This is a genomic window from Streptomyces sp. NPDC002144, assembly GCF_053593695.1.
In genome coordinates this window covers 1-25185 of sequence record NZ_JBSFDB010000019.1, presented here as the reverse complement: position 1 = coordinate 25185, position 25185 = coordinate 1, and the positions used below count along the sequence as shown (strand labels likewise).

The following is a 25185-nucleotide window of genomic DNA, read 5'->3' as shown; positions in this document are numbered from 1 at the left end:
GGATGCGTCGCGGGCTGTTCCTCCGGTGTCGGGGGCGTCGGCTCGGCCCGCTGAGCGCTCGCGCCCGGTCCCCGCCCCAGCGCACGCCGACGGCCGGCGCCGGGGCCGGGGCTGGAAACGTCGTTCGAGGTCATGGCCCCCGCAGGCTACCGTCTACCGCCCGCGCAGTCGGCGTACGAGAATGCTCGCGTCCCCGCGGGACTCCAGGTCGGCCAGGACCACGGCGACCGCCTCGCGCACGATGCGCCCCCGGTCCACGGCCAGCCCGTGCTCGCCCCGGAGCACCAGCCGCGCGTGCTCCAGATCCATCAGCTCCTCGGCGGACACGTACACGGTGATCTTCTCGTCGTGCCGTTCCCGCCCGCTGGGGCGCCGGTTGGCCGCCCGCCCGCGCTTGCGCGGCTGAGCGCCCGCGCCGGCCGGGGCAGAACCTTCCTGCGCCGTCTGACGGCGTGCCGGCCGGTCCCGGGACTCGCCCTCGTCGGACGGCTCCGGCTCCGCCGCCACATGCTCCGCGCCCTCGCCGTCGCCGCCCTGCGCGGGCACCGACTGCGGCGCGTCCTCGGGCCCGGCGGCGGCCGGGTCGCTCTCCCCGGCGGGCGCGGGCACACGGGCTTCGCCGTTGGCCCCCCGCCGCGGAGTGGACGGCTGGAGCGCCATTCCCCCTGTCGTACGGAAGAGTTCGTCGGCCCCCGGCAGACTCACTCGGCGTGACACCGGGCGAGCACCTCCCTGGCGAGCTGGCGGTAGGCGGCGGCGCCGACGGAGTTGGAGGCGTAGGTGGTGATCGGCTCGCCCGCGACCGTGGTCTCCGGGAAGCGGACCGTGCGGCCGATGACCGTGTGGTAGACGTGGTCGTCGAAGGCCTCGACCACGCGGGCCAGCACCTCGCGGCTGTGGACCGTGCGCGAGTCGTACATCGTGGCGAGGATCCCGTCGAGCTCCAGCTCCGGGTTGAGCCGCTCCTGGACCTTCTCGATGGTCTCGGTGAGCAGCGCGACACCGCGCAGCGCGAAGAACTCGCACTCGAGGGGCACTATCACCTTGTGCGCCGCCGTCAGCGCGTTCACGGTGAGCAGACCCAGCGAGGGCTGACAGTCGATCACGATGTAGTCGTAGTCGGCCATGAGCGGCTTCAGGGCGCGCTGCAGCGTGGACTCGCGCGCGACCTCGGAGACCAGCTGGACCTCCGCCGCCGACAGGTCGATGTTGCTGGGCAGCAGGTCCATGTTGGGGACCGCCGTCTTCAGGAGCACCTCGTCGGCCGCCATGCCCCGCTCCATGAGCAGGTTGTAGACGGTGAGGTCGAGCTCCATCGGGTTGACACCGAGGCCCACCGACAGCGCGCCCTGCGGGTCGAAGTCCACGAGCAGCACACGCCGGCCGTACTCCGCGAGCGCGGCACCCAGGTTGATGGTCGACGTCGTCTTGCCCACGCCGCCCTTCTGGTTGCACATCGCGATGATCTTCGCGGGGCCGTGGTCGGTCAGCGGGCCCGGGATCGGGAAGTACGGCAGCGGGCGCCCGGTCGGGCCGATGCGCTCACGGCGCTGACGGGCAGCGTCGGGCGCGAGCGTGGCCGCGTACTCGGGATCCGGCTCGTACTCCGCGTCGGGGTCGTAGAAGTGCCCTTCGGGCAGTTCGTCGTAGTCGGCGAAGTGGTTGTGGGGCGCGCCACTTCCGTCGCCGGCCATGGCGTTCACGTGATGGCCATCCATGCTCTGGGGTGCTGACAGAACCATGCGGGGGCCGGTCTGGCTCTGTTGGGCTGCGAAGGTTCGGACAGCGACGGAGCCGACAGCCTCGAGCCCCGCGGGACCGGGGTCCCGCGTAGGCATTCCTGGTTGACCACCCCCGGGAGAAAATGTCGACTCATTCACAAGTCGTCTTACCTCCTTGGTGACCAGGAAACTTCTAGACAAGGTCAGCGTGGCACCATGCCGACGGTTGGCGACTCTATGGCGTGTCGGGCGTCCGCAGCAACACAATCCGCCGGACCCGGCCCGATGTGTCGGCAATGAAACATCCCGCTGTCAAGGGCGTACGGCCGTCGCACGGCAGGTTTCGCCGGTGTGCGAATCGGTCGAAGGGTTACGTTCGAGGCGAGTTGACCGAGAGGCGCAAAGTGACCATACACACATCCGGCCGGACCTTGTGGGGCAAGGTCCGGCCGGGTGCGAACGGTTGACACGCCTTGTTGACGTATCGCCTTTACGAAAAGGTGACTTACGTTTTCGGCTCGATCGGGCTCAGCCGAGCAGCGTCTCCAGCTCCACGTGCTCCAGTCCGTGCGCCTCCGCGACCTCGCGGTAAACGACCTTGCCCTCATGGGTGTTGAGCCCCTTGGCCAGCGCGGGGTCGCGGCGCAGCGCCTCCACCCAGCCGTGGTCGGCGAGTTCGACGATGTAGGGCAGCGTGGCGTTGGTGAGCGCGTAGGTGGAGGTGTTGGGCACCGCGCCGGGCATGTTGGCGACGCAGTAGAAGACCGAGTCGTGGACCGTGAAGGTCGGGTCGGCGTGGGTGGTCGGACGGGAGTCCTCGAAGCAGCCGCCCTGGTCGATCGCGATGTCGACAAGGACACTTCCGGGCTTCATCCGGGCGACCAGCTCGTTGGTGACCAGCTTCGGGGCCTTGGCGCCCGGGATGAGCACGGCGCCGATGACGAGGTCGGCGTCCAGGACGGCCTTCTCCAGCTCGAAGGCGTTCGACATGATCGCCCGGACCTTGGTGCCGAAGACCTTGTCGGCCTCACGGAGCTTGTTGATGTCGCGGTCGAGCAGCGTGACGTGGAAGCCCATGCCGACGGCGATCTGGGTGGCGTTCCAGCCGGAGACACCGCCGCCGATGACGACGGCACGCGCGGGCTGGGTGCCGGGCACGCCGCCGGGCAGCACACCGCGGCCGCCGACCGAGCGCATCAGGTGGTAGGCGCCGACCTGCGGGGCCAGCCGGCCCGCGACCTCGGACATGGGCGCGAGCAGCGGCAGGGCGCGGCTGGGCAGCTCGACGGTCTCGTAGGCGATCGCCGTGGTGCCGGACTCGATGAGCGCGTCGGTGCACTCCTTGGAGGCGGCCAGGTGCAGGTAGGTGAAGAGCGTCTGGTCCTTGCGGAGGCGGTGGTACTCCTCGGCGATCGGCTCCTTGACCTTCAGCAGCAGGTCGGCGGCGGCCCAGACCTCGTCGGCGGTGTCCAGGATCTGGGCACCCTCGGCGGTGTACTCCTCGTCCGGGATCGACGAGCCGAGGCCGGCGCCCCGCTCGATGACGACCTGGTGGCCGTGGCGCACGAGCTCGTGCACCCCGGCGGGGGTGATGGCCACCCGGAACTCGTTGTTCTTGACCTCGCGGGGGATGCCGACCTTCACGTGGATCACGGTCCTTGGCTCAGTGGATGTGGGGCAATACAACACGTACCCAGGCATGACGGAACACACCGGGAGACACCGCAGGAGAAGGTGCGGCAGAGCCAGTTTAATGAAGGTGTTCCCGCTGTCTAGCCTTTCATTGCATCAATCTCCAGCGGATGTACTACGGATTTCGCAGGCATCAGCGGCAGGTTTCGTGTCATCGGACTGTTCCGGCTCGTCACCGAGGAGGCGCTCGGCCCGTCCCCGGTGCAGTGCGGCGGCCGCCGGATCGCCGAGGTGCTCCAGCGTGTCGGCGAGCCGCAGCTGCAGCGCGGCCTGCAGCCGCTGGTCCTCGGCCCGGCGCGCCCACTCCAGCGCCTCGTGGCAGGTGCGCAGCGACTCCTCGGGCCGCCCCGCGTACTCCTGGACGCGCGCGAGCTCGCTCAACGCCCGGGCGTGGGCCGCCACATCGCCGTTCTTGCGGTACCCGGCGGCAGCGGCCCGCCAGTTGCGCTGCGCCTCGCCGTAGCGGCCCGCGTAGGTGTGAGCGGCGGCGATACGGCCGTACAGCCGCGCGGCCTCGGCGCGCTCGTCCCGGGCCAGCCGCTGGGCCAGGGCCCGGCCGAACCAGTCGGCGGCCCGGTCGTAGTCCTCGAGCTCCAGATGCGCGCCGCCTACGGATTCCATCGCGCGCCCGGTCGCGTACGGGTCGTTCGCCTCGCGTCCGGCGTCCAGCGCGGCCCGGTACCGCACCAGGGCCTGCGCCGTGCGGCCGGTCTGGCCGTCCAGATCGCCCAGGTTCAGCAGCGCGGCGGCCTTCTCCCGGGGCAGCCTCCGGCGCTCGGCGACGTCGAGGACCAGCGCGTGGACGCCGTACAGGTCGGGCGCGGCGGCCTGGGTGCCGAAGTGCGCCACCATCGCCCTGACCAGCTGGGACATCAGGCGTCTGGCGAGGGTGTCCAGCTCCCCGTCGGCCACCGCGGCCCGGGCGGAGGCCAGCAGGGCGGGCCGCCGGATGCGCAGCCACTCCTCGGCGGCCCGGGGGCTCGGGAAGCGCAGCCAGCGGGGCATGGCCTGGAGCTTCTCGCGGGCCTCGGGGTCGTCGGTCTCGGTGATGGTCCGGCAGGACTGCAGCAGGCGTACCGTCCGCTCCAGCATCCGGGCGCGGGCCAGCTGGAGCTCGCCGGGGCGGTCCTGGGCCACGGCCAGCTTTCTGAGCAGGGGGTGCAGACAGCCGGGCACCTCGTACTGGGGCAGCGGCGAGTCCACGGTGTGCAGCAGGCCGAGGGCGACGAAGTCGTCCAGGGCGGAGCGCGCGCCGTCGACGGAGCAGCCGGCCAGCGCGGCGGCGGTGTGCGGGTCGACGAGGCCGGCCGGGGCCAGCGAGAGCAGTCGCAGAATCCGGGCGGAGGCGGAGGGCAGCGAGCCGTGGACGAGCCGGAAGACCCGGCTGAGCGGGGTGCCCTCGCCGTCCTCGCTGTGCAGCTGCTTGGCCAGGTCGGCGACGGCCGCCTTGGGGCGCGCGGCGAGCCAGCCGCCGGCCAGCGTCAGCGCCGCGGGCTGCCCCTGGCACTCCTCGACCAGGCCCTCGGCGGCACGGGGGTCGACGGTGATGCGGACCGAGCCGGTGTGGCGGGTGAGCAGCTCCAGGCCGGACTTGGTGTCGAGGCCGCCCAGGGTGCAGGGGCGGACGTCGGAGATGCCGGTGAGAGGGCCGCCGGACACGGCGACGACCAGGCAGTCGGGGGTGTCCGGGAGGAGAGCGTCGACCTGCTCGGCGTCGGCCGCGTCGTCGAGCAGCAGCAGGACCCGCCGGTCGGCGAGGGCGGTGCGCAGGGCCTGGGTCAGGTCGTCGGCGGCGGCTCCGGCAGGGGTGGGCAGGTCCAGGGCGGCCAGCAGCTCACGGGCGGCACGCTCGACGGGGACGGGGGTGCCGTCGGGCTCGCTCAGCCGGGCGCGCAGCACTCCGTCGTCGTAACGGTCCGCGACCTGTCGTACGAGTTCCTCGGCGAGCGCGGTGCGTCCGGAGCCGGGCTTTCCGGCGATGAGCAGGACACGCGCGCGTGGGGGTTTCTTCCCGGACAGGGTGTCCAGCCCCGCGCGCTCGATGTCGGCGCGCAGCTCCTTCAACTCCCTTGTACGGCCCAGGAACTGACTTTCCGACAGCCGTGCGCCGCCTTCCGTGTCCACCGCCTGATCCGTCACGGGCCACACTCCCGTCCCACCGCACGCAAGCCCGCCGGGACCCCGGTCCGGGCATGGGTCAGAGCCTAGTTCACGCTCTGCAACGTTCCTGGTGGAGCGCGGCGGACAGGTCCCTCGATCGGATCAGCCGATGGTCACACCGACACGCCGGGAAGTGTTCAGGACTCGAACGGACGCGCGGGCCACGGCGCCTCGGCCGGACGCAGCGCGTCGAGCCCGTCGCCGTTCTGCGCCGCGATGAGCGAAAGGACGCCCACCACGAGGCAGTTGTTGTGCAGTTCACCCGCGAGGACGCCCCGGGCCAGCTCGTCGAGCGGCACACGGTCGTACTCCAGGTCGATCTCCTCGTGCTCGACCGCGAAGCGCTCGCCCTCCGCCTCGGACAGATCCCGGGCCAGGAAGATCCGCACGGCCTCGTCGGAGCCGCCCGGGGTGGTGTAGACGTCGGCCAGCACCCGCCAGTCCTCGGCCTTGACGTGCGCCTCCTCGTACAGCTCGCGCTGGGCCGCGTGCAGCGGGTTCTCGCCGGGCACGTCGAGCAGGCCGGCCGGGATCTCCCAGAGCTTCTGGCGCACGGGGTGGCGGTACTGGCGGATCACCAGGACACGTCCCTCGTCGTCCAGGGCGAGGACGCCGACCGAGCCCGGATGGACCTGGTAGTCGCGGTGGACGACCGTTCCGTCGGACATGACCACGTCGTCCGTGCGGACGGAGGTCTTGTTGCCCACGAACGGGGTCCTCGTCGCCCGGATCTCCCACTCCTCGGGAGTGTCCTTGATCGTCATGCCCTGTCCTTCCCCACGTGCAAAAAAGAGCAGCCGGGGCGCTCACCTTTTGAATGCGAGCGCCCCGGCCACCGTACAACTGTTGTGTCAGTCGGAGTTCTTCCGCTCGACGGCGGCCTTCACCAGGCCCGCGAACAGCGGGTGCGGCCTGGTCGGACGCGAGCGCAGTTCGGGGTGCGCCTGGGTGGCGACCAGGTAAGGGTGCACCTCGCGGGGGTACTCCACGTACTCCACGAGCTTGCCGTCCGGCGACGTGCCGGAGAACAGGATGCCCGCCTTCTTCTCCAGCTCCGCGCGGTAGGCGTTGTTGACCTCGTAGCGGTGGCGGTGCCGCTCCTCGACGTACTCCTTGCCGTCGTACACCTCGCGCACGATGGAGCCCTCGGCCAGCTTGGCCGGGTACATGCCCAGGCGCATCGTTCCGCCCATGTCGCCCTCACCGGCGACGATGTCCAGCTGCTCGGCCATGGTGGAGATCACCGGGTGGGCGGTGGCCGGGTCGAACTCGGTGGAGTTGGCGTCGCCGATGTCGGCCAGGTTGCGCGCGGCCTCGATCACGATGCACTGCAGGCCCAGGCAGAGGCCGAGCAGCGGGATCCTGTTCTCGCGGGCATACCTGATCGCGCCGACCTTGCCGAGCACACCGCGGTCGCCGAAGCCGCCGGGGATGCAGATGCCGTCGACGTCCGCCAGCTGCGCCTTGGCGCCGGCCGGGGTCTTGCAGTCGTCGGAGGTGACCCACTTGATCTTCACGCGGGCCTTGTTGGCGAAGCCGCCGGCGCGCAGGGCCTCGGTGACCGAGAGGTAGGCGTCGGGCAGGTCGATGTACTTGCCGACCAGGGCGAGGGTGATCTCGTGGTCGGGGTTGTGGACGCGGTCGAGCAGGTCGTCCCAGGTCGTCCAGTCCACGTCGCGGAAGGGCAGGTCCAGCTTGCGGACGACATAGGCGTCCAGGCCCTCGCCGTGCACGGTCTTCGGGATGTCGTAGATCGAGCGGGCGTCGGGACAGGCCACCACGGCGGCCTCGTCGACGTCGCACATCAGGGAGATCTTGCGCTTGATCGCGGTCGGCACCTCGCGGTCGCAGCGCAGCACGATGGCGTCCGGCTGGATACCGATGTTGCGCAGGGCCGCAACCGAGTGCTGGGTCGGCTTCGTCTTCAGCTCTCCCGACGGGCCGATGTAGGGCAGGAGGGAGATGTGGACGACGAAGACGTTGTCACGGCCGACCTCGTGCCGCACCTGGCGCACCGTCTCCAGGAACGGCAGCGACTCGATGTCGCCGACCGTGCCGCCGACCTCCGTGATGACGACGTCGACCTCGTCGGTCGCCATCCGGCGGATCCGGTGCTTGATCTCGTTGGTGATGTGCGGGATGACCTGCACGGTGTCACCGAGGTACTCGCCGCGCCGCTCCTTGGCGATCACCGTCGAGTACACCTGTCCCGTAGTGACATTGGCGGAGCCGTCCAAGTCACGGTCGAGGAAGCGCTCGTAGTGTCCGATGTCCAGGTCGGTCTCCGCCCCGTCGTTCGTGACGAAGACCTCACCGTGCTGGAAGGGGTTCATCGTGCCCGGGTCCACGTTCAGATACGGGTCGAGCTTCTGCATCACGACCCTGAGGCCGCGCGCCTTGAGCAGCATGCCGAGGCTGGAGGCCGTCAGTCCCTTGCCCAGGGAGGAGGCGACACCCCCGGTGACGAAGATGTGCTTGGTCGTCGTGGCTGTGCTGTTTCGAAAAACATGCGGCGGCATGGCCAAGAGGGGGCTCCCGTGGTCGCGGTCTGGGTTGCGGTTCCGGGGTTTTCTCGCCCACCGGTCCACGGGCTACCAGGGTATCAGCGACCGCAGCCGGCGGCTTCCGGCCACGCTCCGCACACGGGCCGCCACGGACGTGCACGTCTTCCGCTGTTTCCCGGCGGTTGCTCACCCGTTCGGCCGATCTCGGTTGCCGGGAGCGGCACACAGATCATCTACGTGCGTCGTATCCTGCTCGGACACTCACTGCCGAGCCCGGCCGGATACACGTCACCACCCCCGCACGTGATGACCGGAACAACGAGAGCTCGTCAGTTCGTTGAGCATCAATTGTCGTTTTGCCACACGGCAGGCACGACTGCTTTGCTTCACCGCTCAACGACGCATTACAACGACCCCTTGACCGCAATAGCGACAGCCCCCTGCTGGGGGTGACGTGGCCGTTCGACTGGAGTTGCACGTGGCCGGGCGCATCGAAGACTACGCACTCATCGGAGACATGCAGACCGCTGCCCTGGTCTGCCGGGACGGCACGGTGGACTGGCTGTGCCTGCCCCGCTTCGACTCGCATGCCATCTTCGCCGGTCTGCTGGGCACCGAGGAGCACGGCTTCTGGCGGCTGGGCCCCGCCCACGCCTCCGACGCCCAGCCCCCGCGGGCGGCCCGGCGCGGCTACCGCGGCGACTCGCTGATCCTGGAATCCGAGTGGGACACCCCGCGCGGCACGGTCCGAGTGACCGATTTCATGCCCCCGCGTGACGGCGCCCCGCAGCTGATCCGGATCGTCGAGGGCGTCTCGGGCCGCGTCCCCATGCGCTCGGCCCTGCGCATGCGTTTCTCGTACGGCCGTGTCGTGCCCTGGGTGCACAAGCACGACGGCCGCACGGTCGCCGTCGCAGGCCCCGACTCGGTCTGGTACGACACCGAGTGCGAGACCTACGGCAAGTCGCTGACGACGTACTCGGACTTCACGGTCGCCCCCGGGGACCGGATCGCCTTCACCATCTCCTGGCAGCCCTCGCACAAGGAGCCCCCGCCGCTGCCGGAGCCGGAGGCGTCCCTGGAGGCCACGGAGGACTTCTGGCGCGAGTGGGTCGAGCACTGTACGTACCACGGCCCCTACCGCGAGGCGGTGATCCGCTCGCTGATCACGCTGAAGGCGCTGACGTACGCCCCGACCGGCGGCATCGTCGCCGCACCGACGACCTCCCTCCCCGAGGACATCGGCGGCGTCCGCAACTGGGACTACCGCTACACCTGGCTGCGCGACGCGGCCATCACCCTGTCCTCGCTGCTGCGCACCGGTTACCGCGAGGAGGCCCGCGCCTGGCGCGAGTGGCTGCTGCGGGCGGTCGCCGGCGACCCCGAGAACCTGCAGATCATGTACGGCATCGCGGGCGAGCGCGAGCTGGGCGAGGCGGAGCTGGACTGGCTGCCCGGCTACGAGAACTCGGCGCCGGTGCGCGTCGGCAACGGCGCCGCCCACCAGCTCCAGCTCGACGTGTACGGCGAGGTCACCGAGGCCCTGCACCTCGGCCACATGACGGGCCTGGCCCGCAGCGACTACGCCTCCCTCCTCCAGCTGAAGCTGATCCGCTACCTGGAGCAGCACTGGGACGAGCCGGACGAGGGCATCTGGGAGGTGCGCGGTCCGCGCCGGCACTTCGTGCACTCCAAGGTCATGGCCTGGGTCGCCGTGGACCGCACCATCAAGCTCATCGAGTCCGGCGACGCGGACGGCCCGCTGGAGCGCTGGAAGGAGCTGCGCGACGAGATCCACCGGGACGTGTGCGAAAAGGGTTACGACAAGGAGCGCAACACCTTCACGCAGTCGTACGGCTCCAGGGAGCTCGACGCCTCGCTGCTGCTGATCCCGCAGATGGGTTTTCTGCCGCCCGACGACAAGCGCGTCATCGGCACCATCGAGGCCATCCAGCGCGAGCTGTCGACCCCCGACGGCTTCATCCTGCGCTACCCGACCGAGGGCGACAGCGAGGGCGTCGACGGCCTCCCCGGCGACGAGGGGGCCTTCCTGGCCTGCTCGTTCTGGATGGCCGACGACCTCGCGATGATCGGCCGCGTGGACGAGGCGAGGAAGCTCTTCGAGAAGCTGCTCTCGCTCCGCAACGACCTCGGGCTGCTCGCCGAGGAGTGGGACCCGCGTCTCAAGCGCCAGGTGGGCAACTTCCCCCAGGCCTTCAGCCACGTGCCGCTCATCGACACGGCCCTGCGTCTGACGGCGTCGGGGGCGTACGGCGGCTAGACGCTCCGCCGCGGACGCGGGAAGCCGGACGCCGTGGCGGCCGTCTGTCCTCCGCGCCACCGTCGTGGCTGGTCAGGCCCGCGGCCGAGCGCATGACGACCGCGGCTCGGCGCGCCCCTTCGGGGCGCTGCCGTGGCCGCCCGCGGGCGCACCGGGGCGCCGCCCAGGTGCTCGCGGCCAGCGGACCGCGGACGACGTTCGCCCTCGGTGCCGCCCGGGGGCGCTTGCGTCGGGCCCGAGCTGTTGCGGTGGCATCCGCGCAGGTAGCGTCCGGCTATGGACAGCGGCACGGACAGCAGACTCGCCACCCAGGGCGCCGGCATCACCGTTCAGCGGGCGCTGGAGCTGCCCGGGCTGCGCAGCGGGCTGCCCGAGGTGCTCGCGGGCGCCGACCGGCTGCAGCGCACCGTGCGCTGGGTGCACGCCGGCGAAGTGCCCAACATCGCCTCGCTGCTCAAGGGCGGCGAGCTGCTGCTGACCACCGGCTACGGGCTCGGCACCCGCCCGGCCGACCAGCGCGTGTTCGTCCGCACCCTCGCCGAACGCGGCATCGCCGCCCTCGTCGTCGAGCTGGGCCCGCGCTTCACCCGTCTGCCCGCGGCCCTCGTCGACACGGCACGCGCGGCCGGTCTGCCCCTGGTCCAGCTGCACCGCGAGGTGCCCTTCGTGACGGTCACCGAGGAGATCCACACCGAGATCGTCAACGGCCACTACGCGCTGCTCCAGCGGGCCGAGGAGGTGCACCGCCGCTGTACGGAGGCCCTGCTGGGCGGCGGCGGGGTGCCCCAGGTGCTCGGCATCCTGGCCGGCTTCGGCGGCAACCCGGTCTTCCTGGAGACACCCGACGGCCAGCTCCTGTACGCCGCCGGGGAGGGCCCCGAGGGCGCGGACCCGCTCCAGGTGTGGGAGGGGCTGCGCGGCCAGCACAAGGACACCCCGCCGTCCGGCTCCGTGCTCGTGGACGTGCCCGGGGGCGGCCCGGGGACCGGTTCGGTGCGCGCACGGCTGGTGCTGCTGCCCGTACGGGCCCCGCTGGGGCCCGTCCACCGGATGGCGGCCGAGCGGACCGCGGGCATCCTCGCCGTCGTGCTGATGCAGGCCCGCCAGGAGGAGGAACTGGCGGCGCGCGGACGCGGCGACTTCCTCACCGACCTCGCCGAGGGCCGGATCACCGCCGAGGACGCTCCCGCGCAGGCGCGCGTGCTGGGCTTCAAGCCGGGCACCAGCCCGCTGCTGCCGGTCGTCATGCGGCTCGGGGACGCCCTGTCGCCCGGGGGCGGCTGGGCGGTGCTGGCGCGTGCCGTCTCCGAGGAGCTGGCCTCGGTGGGGGTGCCGGTGCTGCTGGGTGTACGGCCGGTGGAGGGCCGTGTCCTCGTCCTGCTGGGCCTGCGGTCGGAGTCGGAGCGGCCGGCGGTCGCGGACCGGGTGGCTGCGGCGCTGCGGGCCGGGGTGGAGCGGGCCGGCATGCAGCGGCCGGGGGCGCAGCCGCCGGTGGTGGTCGTGGGCGTCGCGGGCGGCTGGGCGGCTGCGTCGGCGGGGCTGCGGCACGCGGCGGAGACCGCGACGGCGGCGCAGGGCCTGACGGACCGCCCCTGGTACGACGCCCGCCGCCTGGACATCGACCTCCTGCTGTGGCGGCTGCGGGACCACCCCGACCTCGCGGCCTTCGTCGACCGCGCGATCGGCCCCCTGCGCGACCACGACGAGCGCTCCCGGCCGCCCCTGCTGCCCACCCTGGAGACGTACCTGGCACACGCGGGCCGCAAGGCGGAAACGGCCCGCGAACTCCACCTCAACCGGCAGACGCTCTACAACCGTCTCGCCCGCATCGGCGAGTTGCTCGGCACGGACCTCGAAGACCCGCAGACCGTACTGGCGTTGAGCCTGGCGCTCAGGGCGCGCCGGCACGTGCCCCAGATCGCTAGATGAGGGGCCGGGGCTGCGTCAACTCGTCGTAGACGCTCAGTACCTGGGCGACCGTCTCGTCCTCGGTCGGCCAGGTGGCGGCCTGCCGGGTGCCCCGGTCCTTCAGGAGCTCACAGCGGGCGGGGTCGGTCAGGAGCCGGGTGACGGCGTCGGCGAGGGCCTTCGCGTCGCCGTACGGGACGAGTTCCGCGGCGTCGCCGACGAGTTCGGGGACGCCGCCGACGCGGGTCGCGACGAGCGGCACACGCGCGTGCAGGGCTTCCTGCGCGAGCACGGAGCGGGACTCCCAACTGCTGGGCAGCAGCGCGACATCGGCGGCGGTGAGCAGTTCGCTCGCGTCGTCGCGCCGCCCGAGGAGCCGTACGGGCAGTTCCTCGTCCTCGATACGGCGCTGCAGCATGCCCCGCAGCGGTCCTTCGCCGGCGATGACGACGAGCGGCACGGGGTCGAGGCGGCACCAGGCGCGGGTGGCGTCCAGGAGGGTGTCGTAGCCGCGGTGCCGGTCGAGCGAGCCGACGGCCATCAGCAACGGGCGCCCGGTGGCGCCGAGTTCGGCCCGGATCTTGGAGCCGAGCCGCTCCGGGTCGTCGTGCTCGGCGGTGCCGCGGCGGCCGGGCAGCGCCACGGCGGCGAGCCGTGCGTCGCGCGCTCCGGTGCGGCGGGCGCGGTCCACGAGGTCCGAGGTCGTGCCGAGCACCACGGTGGCCGCCTTCACCACCCGCCGCTCCAGCAGACGCAGCAGATGGGCCCGGGCCCCCTCAGCCCGCGCGTGGTTGTGCCAGGTGACGACCAGCGGGGTGCGCCGTCCGCTGAGCGCGAGGGCGGCCCGGAAGGAGGCGTGCAGTCCATGGGCGTGCACCAGGTCGGCGTTCCTGCAGGCCTCCCGCAGCACGGCCACGGACCCCGGGTCGCTGCTGCGGGGCACGTGCACGTGTTCGGCGCCGGTGCCCGTGAAGTCGTAGAGGTGATCGGCCTCGACCGGGGCGCACACTGTCACCCGCACGCCCCTCGCGACGAGCCCGGAGGCCAGCGAGCGCACATGCGCGCTGCTGCCGGCGTTGCCGCCGCCCAGCACCTGCACGGTGCGCAGCGACGACTGACCGTGCGGCGTAGGGCTGCTGACGGGGCTCACGTGGCCGGGGCTCCTGGTTCGGCGTCGGGCGGTCACGAAGAAGGTACAGAAGGACCGGGCGGTGGGGGTGTACCGCGCTGTTTCCTCCACGTACCAACTCAAGGATGCCAGCACGTACGGGTGTTCCGGCACCGCGGAGGCGCCGGGCAACCGCCGGAGACCGGGGCCGGGTCACTCACACGAGTGAGAAGGGGGCGTTCCGCGACGGTCCGGTGGAGGGTTGGTGCGCGCGGACGGCACAGGCGCCCCTGGCGCACCACCGGCCTCAGCGACCGCTCGCCCCGCCCCAACGGCCGCCCACGGACCGCGTGATGAGACTCACCCCCACCGGCTCCTACACGTCCGCGCGAGCCGTGGCCAGCAGTTCCTCCGCATGCGCCCGCGCCGTCTCCGAGTCCTCCTGCCCGGCGAGCATCCGGGACAGCTCCCGCACCCGCTCCTCGCCCTCCAGCACCTTCACGCCGGAGCGGGTCACGGACCCGTCGTTGGTCTTCTCGACCAGCAACTGCCGGTCGGCGAAGGCGGCGACCTGCGGGAGATGGGTCACGACGACGACCTGCGCGGTCTTGGCGAGCCTGGCCAGCCGCCGCCCGATCTCGACGGCCGCCTTGCCGCCGACACCGGCGTCGACCTCGTCGAAGAGGTAGGTCGGCACCGGATCCGTCCCCGCGAAGACGACCTCGACGGCGAGCATCACGCGCGAGAGCTCACCGCCGGACGCCCCCTTGGCGATGGGCCGCGGCGGCGCCCCCGGATGCGGGGCGAGCAGCAGCTCCACCTCGTCGGCACCGGACGGCCCGTAGGCGACCGTGCGCCCGCCGACCTCCACGCCCTCGGGATCCTCGGTCTGCCGGATCTCGAACGACACGCGCGCGTGCGGCATGGCGAGCGAGGCAAGCTCCGCGGTCACGGCCGCGGCGAACCGCTCGGCGGCCTCCGCCCGCGCGTCCGTCAACGCCTGCGCCAGCCCGCCCAGTTCGGAACGCAGCGCGTCCCGCTCCGCGGTGAGCTCGTCGATCCGCTCGTCGTCTCCGTCCAGCTCGGTCAGCCGTGCCGCGCTCCGCTCGGCCCACGCCAGCACGGCGTTGACGTCCTCGCCGTACTTCCGGGTCAACCCGGTGAGCGCGGCCCGCCGTTCCTCAACCGCCGCCAGCCGCAGGGGATCGGCGTCCAGGTCGTCGGCGTATCCCGCCAACTCCCCGGCCACGTCGCCCAGGAGGATCCCGATCTCCCCGATCCGGTCGGCGAGCGCGGACAGCGCGGGATCGTGCGACCGCACGGCGTCCAGTGCCCGCTGGGCGCCCGCGACGAGCGTGGCGGCGTCGATGCCCTCGGGGTCCTCGGGATTCCCGGCGAGGGCGGCGTGCGCGGCCGTGGCGGCGGACGACAGCGCCTCCGCGTGCCCGAGCCGCTCCGCCTCCTCGGCCAGCTCGACGTCCTCCCCGGCCCGCGGCTCGACGCCGGCGATCTCCTCGAGGCCGTAGCGCAGCATGTCGGCCTCCTGGGCCCGCTCACGCGCGCGCGTGACGATCTCCTCCAGCTCGACGGAGACGGCCCGCAGCCGGCGATAGGCCTCGCCGTACTTGGCGAGCGGCCCGGCCACGGCCTCACCGGCGTACCGGTCGAGCGCCTGCCGCTGCCGGGACAGCTTCAGCAGTCCCTGCTGGTCGGTCTGACCGTGCACGGCCACCAGGTCGTCGGCGAGGTCGGCGAGCAGCCCCACCGGCACGCTCCGCCCGCCCACGTGCGCCCGCGACCGCCCCTCGGCGGAAACGGTACGGCTGATCAACAGGGCCCCGTCGTCGAGCTCGGCCCCGGCCTCCTCGGCCCGCACCACGGCGGAGGCGTCCGCGGGCACGGTGATCCGGCCCTCGACGACGGCCTTCTCGGCCCCGATCCGCACCAACGCCGCGTCCGCCCGGCCGCCGAGCAACAGCCCGAGACTGGTGACGACCATGGTCTTGCCCGCACCCGTCTCACCGGTGACGGCGGTGAACCCGGGCGACAGCTCGACGACCGCGTCGTCGATGACACCGAGCGACCGTATCCGCATCTCTTCCAGCACGGCTACGACCTTACGAGGTAGGGACGGAGATACGCGAGGCACCCTGTCACTCGGGCGAGTGGATGTCCCGGGGGGTCAGTGCGGCGCTCCCCGCCATCCGGAAACCGGCAGCGCGAACTTCGCCACCAGCCGGTCGGTGAAGGACGCGTGATGCAGCCGAGCCAGCCGCACCGGCACCGCGCCCCGCCGCACCTCCACCCGCGCCCCCGGCGGCAGCTCGAACGTCCGCCGTCCGTCGCACCACAGCACACCCGGCGGAATGTGGGGCAGCAGCTCGACGGCGAGCACGGAGTTCGGCGAGGTCACCAGCGGCTTCGCGAACAGCGCGTGCGCGGAGATCGGCACCATCAGCAGCGCCTCGACCTCGGGCCACACCACGGGCCCGCCCGCCGAGAACGCGTAAGCGGTCGACCCGGTGGGCGTGGACAGCACGATCCCGTCGCAGCCGAACCCCGTGACCGGCCGCCCGTCGATCTCGAGGACGACCTCGAGCAGCTTCTCGGCCCCGGCCTTCTGCACGGCCGCCTCGTTCAGCGCCCAGTCCGTGTGGACGATGTCCCCATTGCGGTGAACGACGACGTCGACGGTCATCCGCTCCTCGACCTCGTACGACTTCGACACCACCCGGTCGACCACCTTGTCGAGGTCGTCCCGCTCGGCCTCCGCGAGGAACCCCACGCTCCCGAGGTTGACGCCCAGCATCGGCACCCCGGACGCGCGAGCGAACTCGGCTCCGCGCAGCAGCGTCCCGTCGCCGCCGAGCACGATCAGCAGCTCGCACCCCTCGAGGCACTGGGCGGTGGCCTCCTTGACCAGCTCCACCTCCTCCGGCAGCGGCAGGTCGGCGGCCTCGTACTCCAGGACCCGTACCCCGATCCCCTCGCGCAGCAGCCCCTTCACGACCAACTCGGCGCTACGGATGGCCGCCGGCCGTCCCGTGTGGGCGAGCAGGAAAACCGTACGAGCTCGGTTCTGTGTCAACGCGGCCCCTCCGCAACTGCACGATCGACATCGGCCGGGTCCAGTTCGGGTGCTCCGGCCCGCAGCCACAGAAAGTACTCGACGTTCCCGGAGGGTCCGGGCAGCGGACTGGCGGTGACACCCTTCACCCCGAGTCCGAGTTCCCACGCCTTGTGGGCGACACCCCGCACAGCCTCCGCCCGCAACTGCGGACTCCGTACCACTCCCCCGCTGCCCAGCCGTTCCTTCCCCACCTCGAACTGCGGCTTGACCATCATCACCAGATCGGCATCCGGCTTCACACACCGCACCAGGGCGGGCAGTACCAGGCCGAGCGGGATGAAGGACAGATCCCCCACGACAAGATCCACAGGCTCCCCATCGATCGCTTCGAGCGTCAACTCGCGTACGTTCGTACGGTCCTTGACGGTGACGCGTTCATCGCTCTGCAGAGTCCACGCGAGTTGTCCGTAGCCGACGTCGACGGCGACGACGTGCGCGGCCCCCGAGCGCAGCAGCACATCCGTGAAACCACCGGTGGAGGCGCCTGCGTCCAGCGCCCGCCGCCCCTCGACGACGAGCCCCCGCGGCACGAACGCCTGCAGGGCGCCCGCGAGCTTGTGCCCGCCGCGCGAGACGTAGTCGGGGTCGTTGTCGTCGGCCGCGACGACGATCGCCGCGGCGGTCTCCACCTGGGTGGCCGGCTTGGTCGCGACGGTCTTGCCGACGGTGACCCGTCCGGCCGCGATCAGCTGCCCGGCGTGCTCACGCGAGCGCGCGAGCTTGCGGCGCACCAGCTCCGCGTCCAGACGGCGACGTGCGACTCCTGCCACGTTCGGTTCAGCTCCTGTTGCCATACGAGGGTGAAGGCCCCCTCGTGCCGTACGACGGTGAGGGCGCCGGAGGTCCCGGGCGTGCGTCGAGCGCGGTCAGCGCGTCGCGCAGCCCCCGGTGCACATCCTCGTACACCTCGAGATGTCCGTCCGTGGCGAGGTGGTCGGCGTCGCCGAGCCGCTCCAGCTGGGCGTCGACCTCGGCGTCGCCGGTCGGGATGCGGGGGACGTTCAGCGGGGCGGGGGCGGCGGGGTCGTACGCCGGTTCGTCCACCGGCTCGGGTGGTTCCTGCGGGCCGTCGCCCTCCGGCACTGTGTCGCTCATGCCCAGACGCTACCCCGAAGCCCTGGGGTACCGTCGATCCCGATGGCCACGATCGAGGAGTGCCGCGCCGCACTCGAGAAGCTCTCGGACAACATGCAGCACGCCGAGGGGGACGTCCGCACCGCCGCGTCCCTGGACCGCTCGGTGAGCTGCCGGATCACCGACCTCGACATCACCTTCGTCGGCCGGATGACCGGCGGCCGGATCGTCGTCCACGACACGATCCAGGGCTCACCGACGGAGAAGGCCCAGATCAGACTCACCATGAAGGGCGACGACCTGGTGGCCCTGGTCAACGGCGAGCTGAACTTCGCCAAAGCGTGGGGCTCGGGCCGGGTGAAGCTGGAGGCGGGCCTGCGCGACCTGTTCCAGCTCAGGAAGCTTCTGTAGCCGCCGCCTCAAGAAGCCTCTGCAGCCGCTGTCTCAAGAAGCCTCTGCAGCCACCACGCGCGCGCGTGCCGTGCGCGCCGCCGGGACCACCAGCGGCGTCCCCGTCTCCGGGTCGTCGATCACCTGGCAGCGCAGCCCGAAGACCTCCTCCACCAGCTCGGCAGTGACGATGTCCTTCGGCGCGCCCTCGGCGACGACCGTCCCCTCGCGCAGCGCGATCAGATGCGTGGCGTACCGGGCGGCGTGGTTCAGGTCGTGCAGCACGGCGACCAGCGTCCGCCCGTGCTCCTCGTGCAGCTCGGCGCACAGGTCGAGCACGTCGATCTGGTGCTGGATGTCGAGGTAGGTAGTCGGCTCGTCGAGCAGCAGCAGCGGGGTCTGCTGGGCGAGCGCCATGGCGATCCACACCCGCTGCCGCTGCCCGCCGGACAGCTCGTCCACGTACCGCTCGGCGAGCTCGGCGACCCCGGTCCGCGCCATGGACTCCTGGACGACCCGCTCGTCCTCGGCGGACCACTGGCGCAGGAGGCCCTGGTGCGGGTAGCGGCCGCGGCCGACCAGGTCGGCGACGGTGATCCCGTCGGGCGCGATCGACGACTGCGGCAGCAGACCCAGCGTGCGGGCGACCTTCTTCGCCGGCATCGACTGGATGACCTGCCCGTCGAGGAGCACCCGGCCCTGACTGGGCCTGAGCATCCGCGACAGCGCCCGCAGCAGCGTGGACTTGCCGCAGGCGTTCGGGCCGACGATCACCGTGAAGGAGTTGTCGGGGATCTCCACCGAGAGCTGCTCGGCGATGACCCGCTGGTCGTAGGCGAGGGTGACGTTCTCGGCGGACAGGCGGTTCACGGTGCTCCTTCGGGTGTACGGGTTCGCCGAGCCGCTCATATCCGGCCCGCCTTGCGCTCGGTGACCAGCAGCCACAGCAGGTAGACACCGCCGAGGACGCCGGTGACCACGCCGACGGGCAGCTGGTCGGCGCCGAGGAGACGCTGGGAGGCCCAGTCGGCGGTGACCAGGAGGGCGGCGCCCATGCACAGGGACGGCAGCAGGTTGGGGCCGGGTGAGCCGGTCAGCCGGCGGGCGAGCTGCGGGGCGGTGAGGGCGACGAAGCTGACGGGGCCGGCGGCCGCGGTGGCCGTGGCGACGAGCAGGACGGCCGCCACCATCAGCAGGGCCCGCACGCGCTCGACGCGCACGCCGAGGGCGTTCGAGACGTCGTCGCCCATCTCCATCATCCGCAGCCCGCGGGCGTTGGCGAGGACGATCGGCACGAGCACCGCGCACAGCGCGAGCAGCGGCCAGACCTGGTCCCAGTCCCGGCCGTTGAGCGAACCGGTCATCCACACCACCGCGCGGGCCGCGTCGACCAGGTCGGAGATGGTGAGCAGATAGCCGTTGACCGCCGTGACGACCGCGGAGACGCCGATACCGACCAGGACCAGCCGGTATCCGTGCACGCCCCGCTTCCAGGCGAGCAGATAGATGGCCAGCCCGGTCACCAGGCCGCCCACGAGCGCGCCCAGCGTGACCTGGGCCGCGCTCCCGGAGAACAGCACGATCATGGTGAGGGCCCCGGCGGTCGCCCCCTGCCCGACGCCGAGGACGTCCGGGCTGCCCAGCGGATTGCGGGTGACGGTCTGGAACAGCGCCCCGCCGAGCCCGAGGGAGGCGCCGACCAGCAGACCGACCAGGACCCGGGGCAGCCGCAGCTCCCTGACGATGAACTCCTGGCCCGCGTTGCCGTCGCCGAGCAGCGTCCTCACCACGTCGCCGGCCGGGATCGGGAAGTCGCCGGTGCCGATGAGCAGGACGCTCGCGGCGAGCGCGGCGAGCAGCAGCAGGGCGACGACGGTGACAGCGCGGACGTCCAGGCGCAGCGACAGCCCGCCGGGGGTCCGCAGGACTCGGGTGGTCTTCACAGCTGCGCCGTCCTCCGCCGTCGTACCAGAAAGATGAAGACCGGGCCGCCGATGAGCGCGGTGATGACGCCGACCTGCAGCTCAGAGGGGCGGGCGAGGATCCGGCCGATCACGTCGGCGCCGAGCAGCAGCACGGGGGACAGGATGGTGGCGTACGGCAGGATCCAGCGCAGGTCGGGACCGGTGAAGGACCGTACGGCGTGCGGGACCATCAGCCCCACGAACGCGATCGGCCCGCAGGCGGCGGTCGCCGCGCCGCACAGCACGGTCGCGGCGAGCATGGACAGCGCCCGGGTGCGGTTGAGGTTGGCGCCGAGGGCCTTGGCGGTGTCGTCGCCCATGGCCACGGCGTTGAGCGGCCGGGCGAGTCCGAGGGCGAGGAGTGTGCCGACGGCGAGGAACGGCAGCACCTGGAGGATCGTCGAGTCGGTCGCCGCGGCCAGCGAACCGACCGTCCAGAAGCGCATCCTGCCGAGCGCGGCGTCGTCGGTGATCATCACGGCCTGCAGATAGCCGTACAGGGCCGCACTGATGGCGGTACCGGCGAGAGCGAGCCGCACCGGGGTCGCGCCCCGGCTGCCGCCGAGGAACCACACCAGCGCGCCGACCGCGGCCGCGCCGACGAAGGCGAACCAGACGTAGCCGCTGAGGCTGGTGACCCCGAAGTACGTGATCGCCGTGACGACCGCGGCCGAGGCGCCCGCGTTGATGCCGAGCAGCCCCGGATCGGCCAGCGGATTGCGGGTGAGCGCCTGGAGCACCGCGCCGGAGAGGCCGAGCGCGGCGCCGGCGAGCAGCCCGAGGCCCGTCCGCGACAGCCGCTCGTCGACCACGACGTCGCCGTAGGTGCCCGTGTCCTGGAACAGCCCGTGCCAGACCTGTTCCAGGGAGAGCCCCTTCGCGCCGATCGCGATGCTCGCCAGCGCGACGAGCACCAGGACCGCGACGGACACGAGCAGCCCAATGGCACGTACCGCCCGGCGGGTCGGGGGCGCGGGGGCGGTCTCCGCGCGCTGTTCGGGAGGACTGTCGACCAACACGAGGTTAGGTTAGCCTACCCTCGCATCGGCGCTCGATCCCCGGCGCTGAGAACCCGATCCCCGGTGCTCAGAACCCCAGCCGTGCCAGCGCCTTCCCCGTCTCCAGCTCGCACACACCCTCACCGGCCACCGTCCAGGCGGCGGCACAGAGCGCCCGCAGCCCGTCCAACGACTCTCCATCACCGTCCAGTTCCAGCCGCTCGGCACCCGCCGTCGCGGTCCAGCCGCCGCACCGGAAGCCCTCTCCCGCCTCGGCGACCTCCGGCTGTCCCGTGAGGAGCCCGCGCAGGTCGGCGTCGACGTACGTCGGCCGGTGCTGCGGGGGCGCGGCGAGCAGTTGGGCGCCGTCCGTGACACCGGTGAGGACGAGCAGCGAGTCGACCTCGCCGTTGAACGCCCCCTCGATGTCCGTGTCCAGCCGGTCCCCGACCACCAACGGCCGCTCGGCGCCTGTGCGGAGGATGGTCTCGCGATGCATCGGGGGCAACGGCTTGCCCGCGACCTGGGGTTCGGCGCCGGTCGCTATCCGCACGACCTCCACGGCCGCGCCGTTGCCGGGCGCGATACCGCGGGCGCTCGGAATCGTCAGGTCGGTGTTGGAGGCGTACCAGGGCACTCCGCGCGCGATGGCGTAACAGGCCTCGGCGAAACGCCCCCACGGCAACTCGGGCCCGCCGTACCCCTGCACGACCGCCACCGGCTCGTCCTCCGCCGACTCCACGGGCTGAAGCCCCCGCTCCCGCAGCGCGACCCGCAGCCCCTCACCGCCGATCACCAGGACCCGGCTCCCCTCCGGCACCTGCTCGCTGATCAGCCGCGCGACCGCCTGGGCCGAGGTGATGACGTCGTCGGCGCCCGTCGGGATCCCCAGCTCGGTCAGGTGCCCGGCCACGGTGTCCGGCGTACGCAGCGCGTTGTTGGTGACGTACGCGAGATGCATTCCGCCCTCGCGGGCCGTGGCCAGCGACTCGACCGCGTGCGCGATGGCGAGGCCGCCGGCGTACACCACCCCGTCGAGATCAAGCAGCGCGGTGTCGTACGCCTTGCTCAGGGCCTGCCCACTGCCCTCGGGCCTCGTCCTGACGCTCTGGCTCATTCCGCATCGCTCCTCGTTCGACGGCTTTCCCCCGATCATCCCGCACGCCACTGACACACGTACGATGCCGGGATGAACACTGCAGGTCACCCGGAAGCAACGGCGCGCCGAGGCCTGGAACTCACCCCGTTCCGAGGACTGCGGTACGACCCCGACCGGGTCGGCAGCCTGGCCGCCGTGACATCCCCGCCCTACGACGTCGTCGTACGCCCCGACGGCCTGCACCACCTGCAGGATTCCGACCCGCACAACATCGTCCGCCTGATCCTCCCGCAGGCACCCACCCCGCACGCCCGCAACGAACAGGCCTCGGACACCCTGCGCCGCTGGCTCGACGAGGGCGTCCTGACCACCGACCCCGAACCGGGCCTGTACGTCTACGAACAGCGCCACGACGACGGCATGCTGCAACGCGGGATCATCGGCGCCCTACGCGTCTCCGACCCGTCGGACGGTGTGGTCCTGCCCCATGAGGACGTCATGCCGCATGTGGTCGCCGACCGTGCGGCCCTGATGCGCGCCACCTCCGCGAACCTCGAACCCCTGCTGCTGACCTACCGCGGCAACGGCTCGTCGGCCGCCACCAGCGAGATCGTGGAACGCGTCGCCGGCCGCCCGCCCCTGCTCTCCACCACCACGGAGGACGGCTACAGTCACCGCCTCTGGTCGGTCACCGACCCCTCCGACCTGACCCGCATACAGACCGACCTGGCCGAGCACCAGGCCCTGATCGCCGACGGCCACCACCGCTGGGCGACCTACCGCCGGCTCCGCACCGAGCACCCCTCCCCCAGTCCCTGGGACTACGGCCTGGTCCTCCTGGTCGACACCGCCCGCTACCCCCTCCGTGTCCGCGCCATCCACCGCCTCCTGCACAGCCTGCCGGTCGCGGACGCACTGGAGGCCGTGGAAGGCCTGTTCCGGGTACGACGTCTCGACGTCTCCCTGTCACAAGCCCTGGAGGCCCTGGCCGACGCGGCCTGCGCGGGCAACGCCTTCCTCCTGGCGGGAGACGGCGCCTTCCACCTGCTGGACCACCCCGACCCGGCCCTACTGGCCCGCACGATCCCGGCCGGCCGCCCGGCGGCCTGGCGCACCCTGGACGCCACCGTCCTGCACGCCACCCTCCTCGACCACGTCTGGCGCATCCCCGAGGACTCCCCCGCCCACATCGCCTACATCCACGACACGGCCGCCACGGTCGCGAAGGCGGAACGCGACGGCGGTACGGCGGTCCTGATGCACCCGGTCCGCGAGGAGGTCGTCCGCGACCTGGCCCGCCAGGGCGTGACCATGCCCCGCAAGTCGACGTCCTTCGGCCCGAAGCCTGCGTCGGGTCTGGTACTGCGGGCACTGGACCTCTGACCGGTCCGACACAGAAGACACAAAAGAAGGGCGGGGCCGTATGGCCCCGCCCTTCGTCGTCACAGACCGACCGGGTCAGCCCTTGCCGTCCTCGTCGTCCCGGTCCTTGTCGTCCCGGTCCTTGTCGTCCCGGTCCTTGTCCTCGATGTCGACGGCTTCGAGGTCAACGTCGTCACCGTTGGTGTCGTCGCTCTCGTCGAAGGCGTCGACGAACTCGACCCCGTCCATCTCGGCGAGCCGGTCCGAGGCGTCCGTGCTGCCGTCCCGGTCGGCCTCGACGGCCTTGGCGAACCACTCCCGCGCCTCACCCTCACGACCGGCGGCGAGCAGCGCGTCGGCGTAGGCGTAACGCAGCCGAGCGGTCCACGGCTGAACGGAGTTGGAGGCCAGCTCGGGGCTCTGCAGCGTCACGATCGCCGCGTCCAGCTGCCCCATGTCACGCCGGGCACCGGCCGCGACCAGCCGCATCTCGACCTGCCCGGCCTTGTCGAGCTTGTGCACCTCGGGCGCCCCGGCCATGTCCAGCGCCTTCTCGGGACGCCCAAGGCCACGCTCGCAGTCCGCCATCAGCGGCCACAGCTCCGCGCTGCCGGTCATCCGCCGCGCGGCCCGGAACTCGGCGAGCGCCTCGGCGTACATCTGGTTCGCGTACGCGGCGAACCCGGCCGCCTCCCGTACGGCGGCCACGCGCGAGGCGAGCCGCAGGGCCACCTTTGAGTATCCGTACGCGCCCTCGGGGTCCTCGTCGATGAGCCGGGCGACCATCACCAGGTTCTTGGCGACGTCCTCGGCGAGCGTCTTGGGCAGACTCTGCAGCTCCTGCCGTACGTCCTTGTCGATCTCTTCGCCGGTGACGTCCTCGGGGATCGGCAGCCGCTTGATCGGCTCCCGGTCGCCACGGTCCCGGTCGCGGTCGTCGCGGAAACGGCTTCCGCCCTGCCGGTCGTCCCGCCCGCGGAAGCCCCCGGGGCGCCCACCGCGGTCGTCACGGCGGGGGCCACCACGTCCACCGCGGTCGTCGCGCTGGTACGCGGGGCGGGAACCACGGTCACGGTCACCGTCTCGCCGGTCGTCACGGCGACCGTACCCACCACCGCGGTTGTCATCGCGGCGGAAGCCGCCCCGGTCGCTGTCACGCCGCTCGCCCCGGTCATCACGACGGAAGGTCGGACGCTCGCCGCGGTCGCCTCGGTCTCCGCGGTCGTCACGCCGGAAGGACGGGCGTTCGCCGCGGTCGTCACGGCGGAAGGACGGGCGCTCGCCCCGGTCGCCCCGGTCGTCACGGCGGAAGCCGCCGCGGTCACGGTCACGGTCGTCCCGACGCGGGCCACGGTCACGGTCACGATCGTCACGCTGGAAAGCCGGACGGGGACCACGGTCACCGTCACGCCGGTCGTCCCGACGACCGTAACCGCCACCGCGATTGTCATCCCGCCGGCCATCACGACGATCGTCGCGGCGGTCGTCGCGCCGGTCGTCACGGCGGAAACCGCCACGGTCACCCTGGCCACCGCGGTCACCGCGGTCGTCGCGCGGACGGTCGTCACGGCGACCGTACCCACCGCCACCGCTCCGGTTGTCGTCACGGCGGAAGCCGCCTCGGTCGCTGTCACGCCGCTCGCCCCGGTCATCACGCCGGAAGGAGGGACGCTCGCCCCGGTCACCGCGATCGTCACGACGGAAGCCGCCGCGGTCACGGTCACGGTCGTCCCGACGCGGGCCACGGTCACGGTCACGATCGTCACGCTGGAAAGCCGGACGGGGACCACGGTC

20 protein-coding genes and 1 pseudogene are annotated in these 25185 nt (G+C 72.0%); 4 read left to right on the top strand and 17 right to left on the bottom strand.

Going from position 1 to position 25185, the window contains the following annotated elements:
* Positions 1-153: 153 nt before the first annotated feature.
* From ACWCQ1_RS26865 to ACWCQ1_RS26840, 6 genes are all read right to left on the bottom strand, one after another.
* Entirely contained in the window at positions 154-717 is a 564-nt protein-coding gene (locus ACWCQ1_RS26865) for a hypothetical protein (RefSeq protein WP_133047295.1), read from the bottom strand.
* Entirely contained in the window at positions 702-1838 is a 1137-nt protein-coding gene (locus tag ACWCQ1_RS26860; protein ID WP_133047296.1) for a ParA family protein, read from the bottom strand. The genes ACWCQ1_RS26865 and ACWCQ1_RS26860 overlap by 16 nt, the downstream gene beginning before the upstream one ends.
* 411 nt (positions 1839-2249) lie before the next feature.
* Entirely contained in the window at positions 2250-3365 is a 1116-nt protein-coding gene (gene ald, locus ACWCQ1_RS26855) for an alanine dehydrogenase (RefSeq protein WP_207929927.1), read from the bottom strand.
* A 144-nt stretch (positions 3366-3509) separates the two neighbouring features.
* The gene (locus ACWCQ1_RS26850; RefSeq protein ID WP_451027558.1) at positions 3510-5552 is read right to left on the bottom strand and encodes a tetratricopeptide repeat protein; all 2043 of its coding nucleotides are present in this window, start codon (positions 5550-5552) and stop codon (positions 3510-3512) included.
* A gap of 158 nt (positions 5553-5710) precedes the next feature.
* Positions 5711-6337 (bottom strand): NUDIX domain-containing protein, encoded by a 627-nt coding sequence (locus tag ACWCQ1_RS26845; protein ID WP_451027557.1) that lies wholly within the window; start codon positions 6335-6337, stop codon positions 5711-5713.
* A gap of 87 nt (positions 6338-6424) precedes the next feature.
* A complete protein-coding gene (locus tag ACWCQ1_RS26840; RefSeq protein ID WP_133047300.1) occupies positions 6425-8092 on the bottom strand; it encodes a CTP synthase in 1668 nt (555 codons plus the stop codon).
* Positions 8093-8555: 463 nt separating this feature from the next.
* Between ACWCQ1_RS26840 and ACWCQ1_RS26835 the strand changes: the two genes are divergently transcribed.
* Both ACWCQ1_RS26835 and ACWCQ1_RS26830 read left to right on the top strand, forming a co-directional pair.
* Positions 8556-10358 carry a glycoside hydrolase family 15 protein gene (locus ACWCQ1_RS26835; protein WP_133047317.1) on the top strand — a complete coding sequence of 601 codons (1803 nt, stop codon included), beginning with the start codon at positions 8556-8558 and terminating at the stop codon, positions 10356-10358.
* 276 nt (positions 10359-10634) lie between these two features.
* The gene (locus ACWCQ1_RS26830; RefSeq protein ID WP_358605210.1) at positions 10635-12287 is read left to right on the top strand and encodes a PucR family transcriptional regulator; all 1653 of its coding nucleotides are present in this window, start codon (positions 10635-10637) and stop codon (positions 12285-12287) included.
* Here the strand turns inward: ACWCQ1_RS26830 and ACWCQ1_RS26825 are convergent.
* The 5 genes from ACWCQ1_RS26825 to ACWCQ1_RS26805 all read right to left on the bottom strand — a co-directional run bounded on the left by ACWCQ1_RS26825 (position 12280) and on the right by ACWCQ1_RS26805 (position 17599).
* Positions 12280-13416: a glycosyltransferase family 4 protein gene (locus tag ACWCQ1_RS26825; protein ID WP_451027556.1), complete on the bottom strand. Its 1137-nt coding sequence runs from the start codon at positions 13414-13416 to the stop codon at positions 12280-12282. The genes ACWCQ1_RS26830 and ACWCQ1_RS26825 overlap by 8 nt on opposite strands.
* Positions 13417-13750: 334 nt before the next feature.
* The gene (gene recN, locus ACWCQ1_RS26820; protein WP_133047318.1) at positions 13751-15469 is read right to left on the bottom strand and encodes a DNA repair protein RecN; all 1719 of its coding nucleotides are present in this window, start codon (positions 15467-15469) and stop codon (positions 13751-13753) included.
* A gap of 87 nt (positions 15470-15556) precedes the next feature.
* Positions 15557-16462 (bottom strand): NAD kinase, encoded by a 906-nt coding sequence (locus ACWCQ1_RS26815; protein ID WP_133047303.1) that lies wholly within the window; start codon positions 16460-16462, stop codon positions 15557-15559.
* Positions 16459-17274 carry a hemolysin gene (locus ACWCQ1_RS26810; protein ID WP_133047304.1) on the bottom strand — a complete coding sequence of 272 codons (816 nt, stop codon included), beginning with the start codon at positions 17272-17274 and terminating at the stop codon, positions 16459-16461. Before ACWCQ1_RS26810 ends, ACWCQ1_RS26815 begins: the two co-directional genes overlap by 4 nt.
* 7 nt (positions 17275-17281) lie before the next feature.
* On the bottom strand, positions 17282-17599 hold the full coding sequence (locus ACWCQ1_RS26805; RefSeq protein ID WP_358605218.1) for a hypothetical protein: 318 nt from the start codon (positions 17597-17599) through the stop codon (positions 17282-17284).
* Positions 17600-17641: 42 nt separating this feature from the next.
* Here ACWCQ1_RS26805 and ACWCQ1_RS26800 point away from each other — a divergent pair, with 42 nt between their 5' ends.
* Positions 17642-17989, top strand: a complete 348-nt coding sequence (locus tag ACWCQ1_RS26800; RefSeq protein WP_358605221.1) for an SCP2 sterol-binding domain-containing protein — start codon at positions 17642-17644, stop codon at positions 17987-17989.
* Between the two features lie 33 nt (positions 17990-18022).
* Here ACWCQ1_RS26800 and ACWCQ1_RS26795 read toward each other — a convergent pair whose 3' ends face one another.
* The 4 genes from ACWCQ1_RS26795 to ACWCQ1_RS26780 form a co-directional block, all read right to left on the bottom strand.
* Positions 18023-18877 carry an ABC transporter ATP-binding protein gene (locus ACWCQ1_RS26795; RefSeq protein WP_358605224.1) on the bottom strand — a complete coding sequence of 285 codons (855 nt, stop codon included), beginning with the start codon at positions 18875-18877 and terminating at the stop codon, positions 18023-18025.
* Positions 18874-19911, bottom strand: coding sequence for a FecCD family ABC transporter permease (locus ACWCQ1_RS26790; protein WP_451027555.1), 1038 nt, complete (start codon positions 19909-19911; stop codon positions 18874-18876). Before ACWCQ1_RS26790 ends, ACWCQ1_RS26795 begins: the two co-directional genes overlap by 4 nt.
* Positions 19908-20951, bottom strand: a complete 1044-nt coding sequence (locus ACWCQ1_RS26785; protein WP_451027554.1) for a FecCD family ABC transporter permease — start codon at positions 20949-20951, stop codon at positions 19908-19910. Before ACWCQ1_RS26785 ends, ACWCQ1_RS26790 begins: the two co-directional genes overlap by 4 nt.
* Positions 20952-21018: 67 nt before the next feature.
* Positions 21019-22047: an HAD hydrolase-like protein gene (locus tag ACWCQ1_RS26780; RefSeq protein WP_451027553.1), complete on the bottom strand. Its 1029-nt coding sequence runs from the start codon at positions 22045-22047 to the stop codon at positions 21019-21021.
* 72 nt (positions 22048-22119) lie between these two features.
* Here ACWCQ1_RS26780 and ACWCQ1_RS26775 point away from each other — a divergent pair, with 72 nt between their 5' ends.
* A complete protein-coding gene (locus ACWCQ1_RS26775) occupies positions 22120-23412 on the top strand; it encodes a DUF1015 domain-containing protein (protein ID WP_451027552.1) in 1293 nt (430 codons plus the stop codon).
* A 75-nt stretch (positions 23413-23487) separates the two neighbouring features.
* On the opposite strand, the gene ACWCQ1_RS26770 is transcribed toward ACWCQ1_RS26775, so the two are convergent.
* On the bottom strand, positions 23488-24285 hold the full coding sequence (locus ACWCQ1_RS26770; protein ID WP_451027605.1) for a hypothetical protein: 798 nt from the start codon (positions 24283-24285) through the stop codon (positions 23488-23490).
* A gap of 213 nt (positions 24286-24498) precedes the next feature.
* A pseudogene (locus ACWCQ1_RS26765) lies at positions 24499-25185 on the bottom strand (tetratricopeptide repeat protein); the annotation flags it as partial.

What these genes read in the sequence shown, in the direction of transcription:
- ACWCQ1_RS26860 (WP_133047296.1), bottom strand. Translation starts at nt 1,838, where the DNA reads ATGCCTACGCGGGACCCCGGTCCCGCGGGGCTCGAGGCTGTCGGCTCC.
- ACWCQ1_RS26845 (WP_451027557.1), bottom strand. Translation starts at nt 6,337, where the DNA reads ATGACGATCAAGGACACTCCCGAGGAGTGGGAGATCCGGGCGACGAGG.
- ACWCQ1_RS26840 (WP_133047300.1), bottom strand. Translation starts at nt 8,092, where the DNA reads ATGCCGCCGCATGTTTTTCGAAACAGCACAGCCACGACGACCAAGCAC.
- ACWCQ1_RS26830 (WP_358605210.1), top strand. Translation starts at nt 10,635, where the DNA reads ATGGACAGCGGCACGGACAGCAGACTCGCCACCCAGGGCGCCGGCATC.
- recN (WP_133047318.1), bottom strand. Translation starts at nt 15,469, where the DNA reads ATGCGGATACGGTCGCTCGGTGTCATCGACGACGCGGTCGTCGAGCTG.
- ACWCQ1_RS26805 (WP_358605218.1), bottom strand. Translation starts at nt 17,599, where the DNA reads ATGAGCGACACAGTGCCGGAGGGCGACGGCCCGCAGGAACCACCCGAG.
- ACWCQ1_RS26800 (WP_358605221.1), top strand. Translation starts at nt 17,642, where the DNA reads ATGGCCACGATCGAGGAGTGCCGCGCCGCACTCGAGAAGCTCTCGGAC.
- ACWCQ1_RS26795 (WP_358605224.1), bottom strand. Translation starts at nt 18,877, where the DNA reads ATGAGCGGCTCGGCGAACCCGTACACCCGAAGGAGCACCGTGAACCGC.
- ACWCQ1_RS26780 (WP_451027553.1), bottom strand. Translation starts at nt 22,047, where the DNA reads ATGAGCCAGAGCGTCAGGACGAGGCCCGAGGGCAGTGGGCAGGCCCTG.
- ACWCQ1_RS26775 (WP_451027552.1), top strand. Translation starts at nt 22,120, where the DNA reads ATGAACACTGCAGGTCACCCGGAAGCAACGGCGCGCCGAGGCCTGGAA.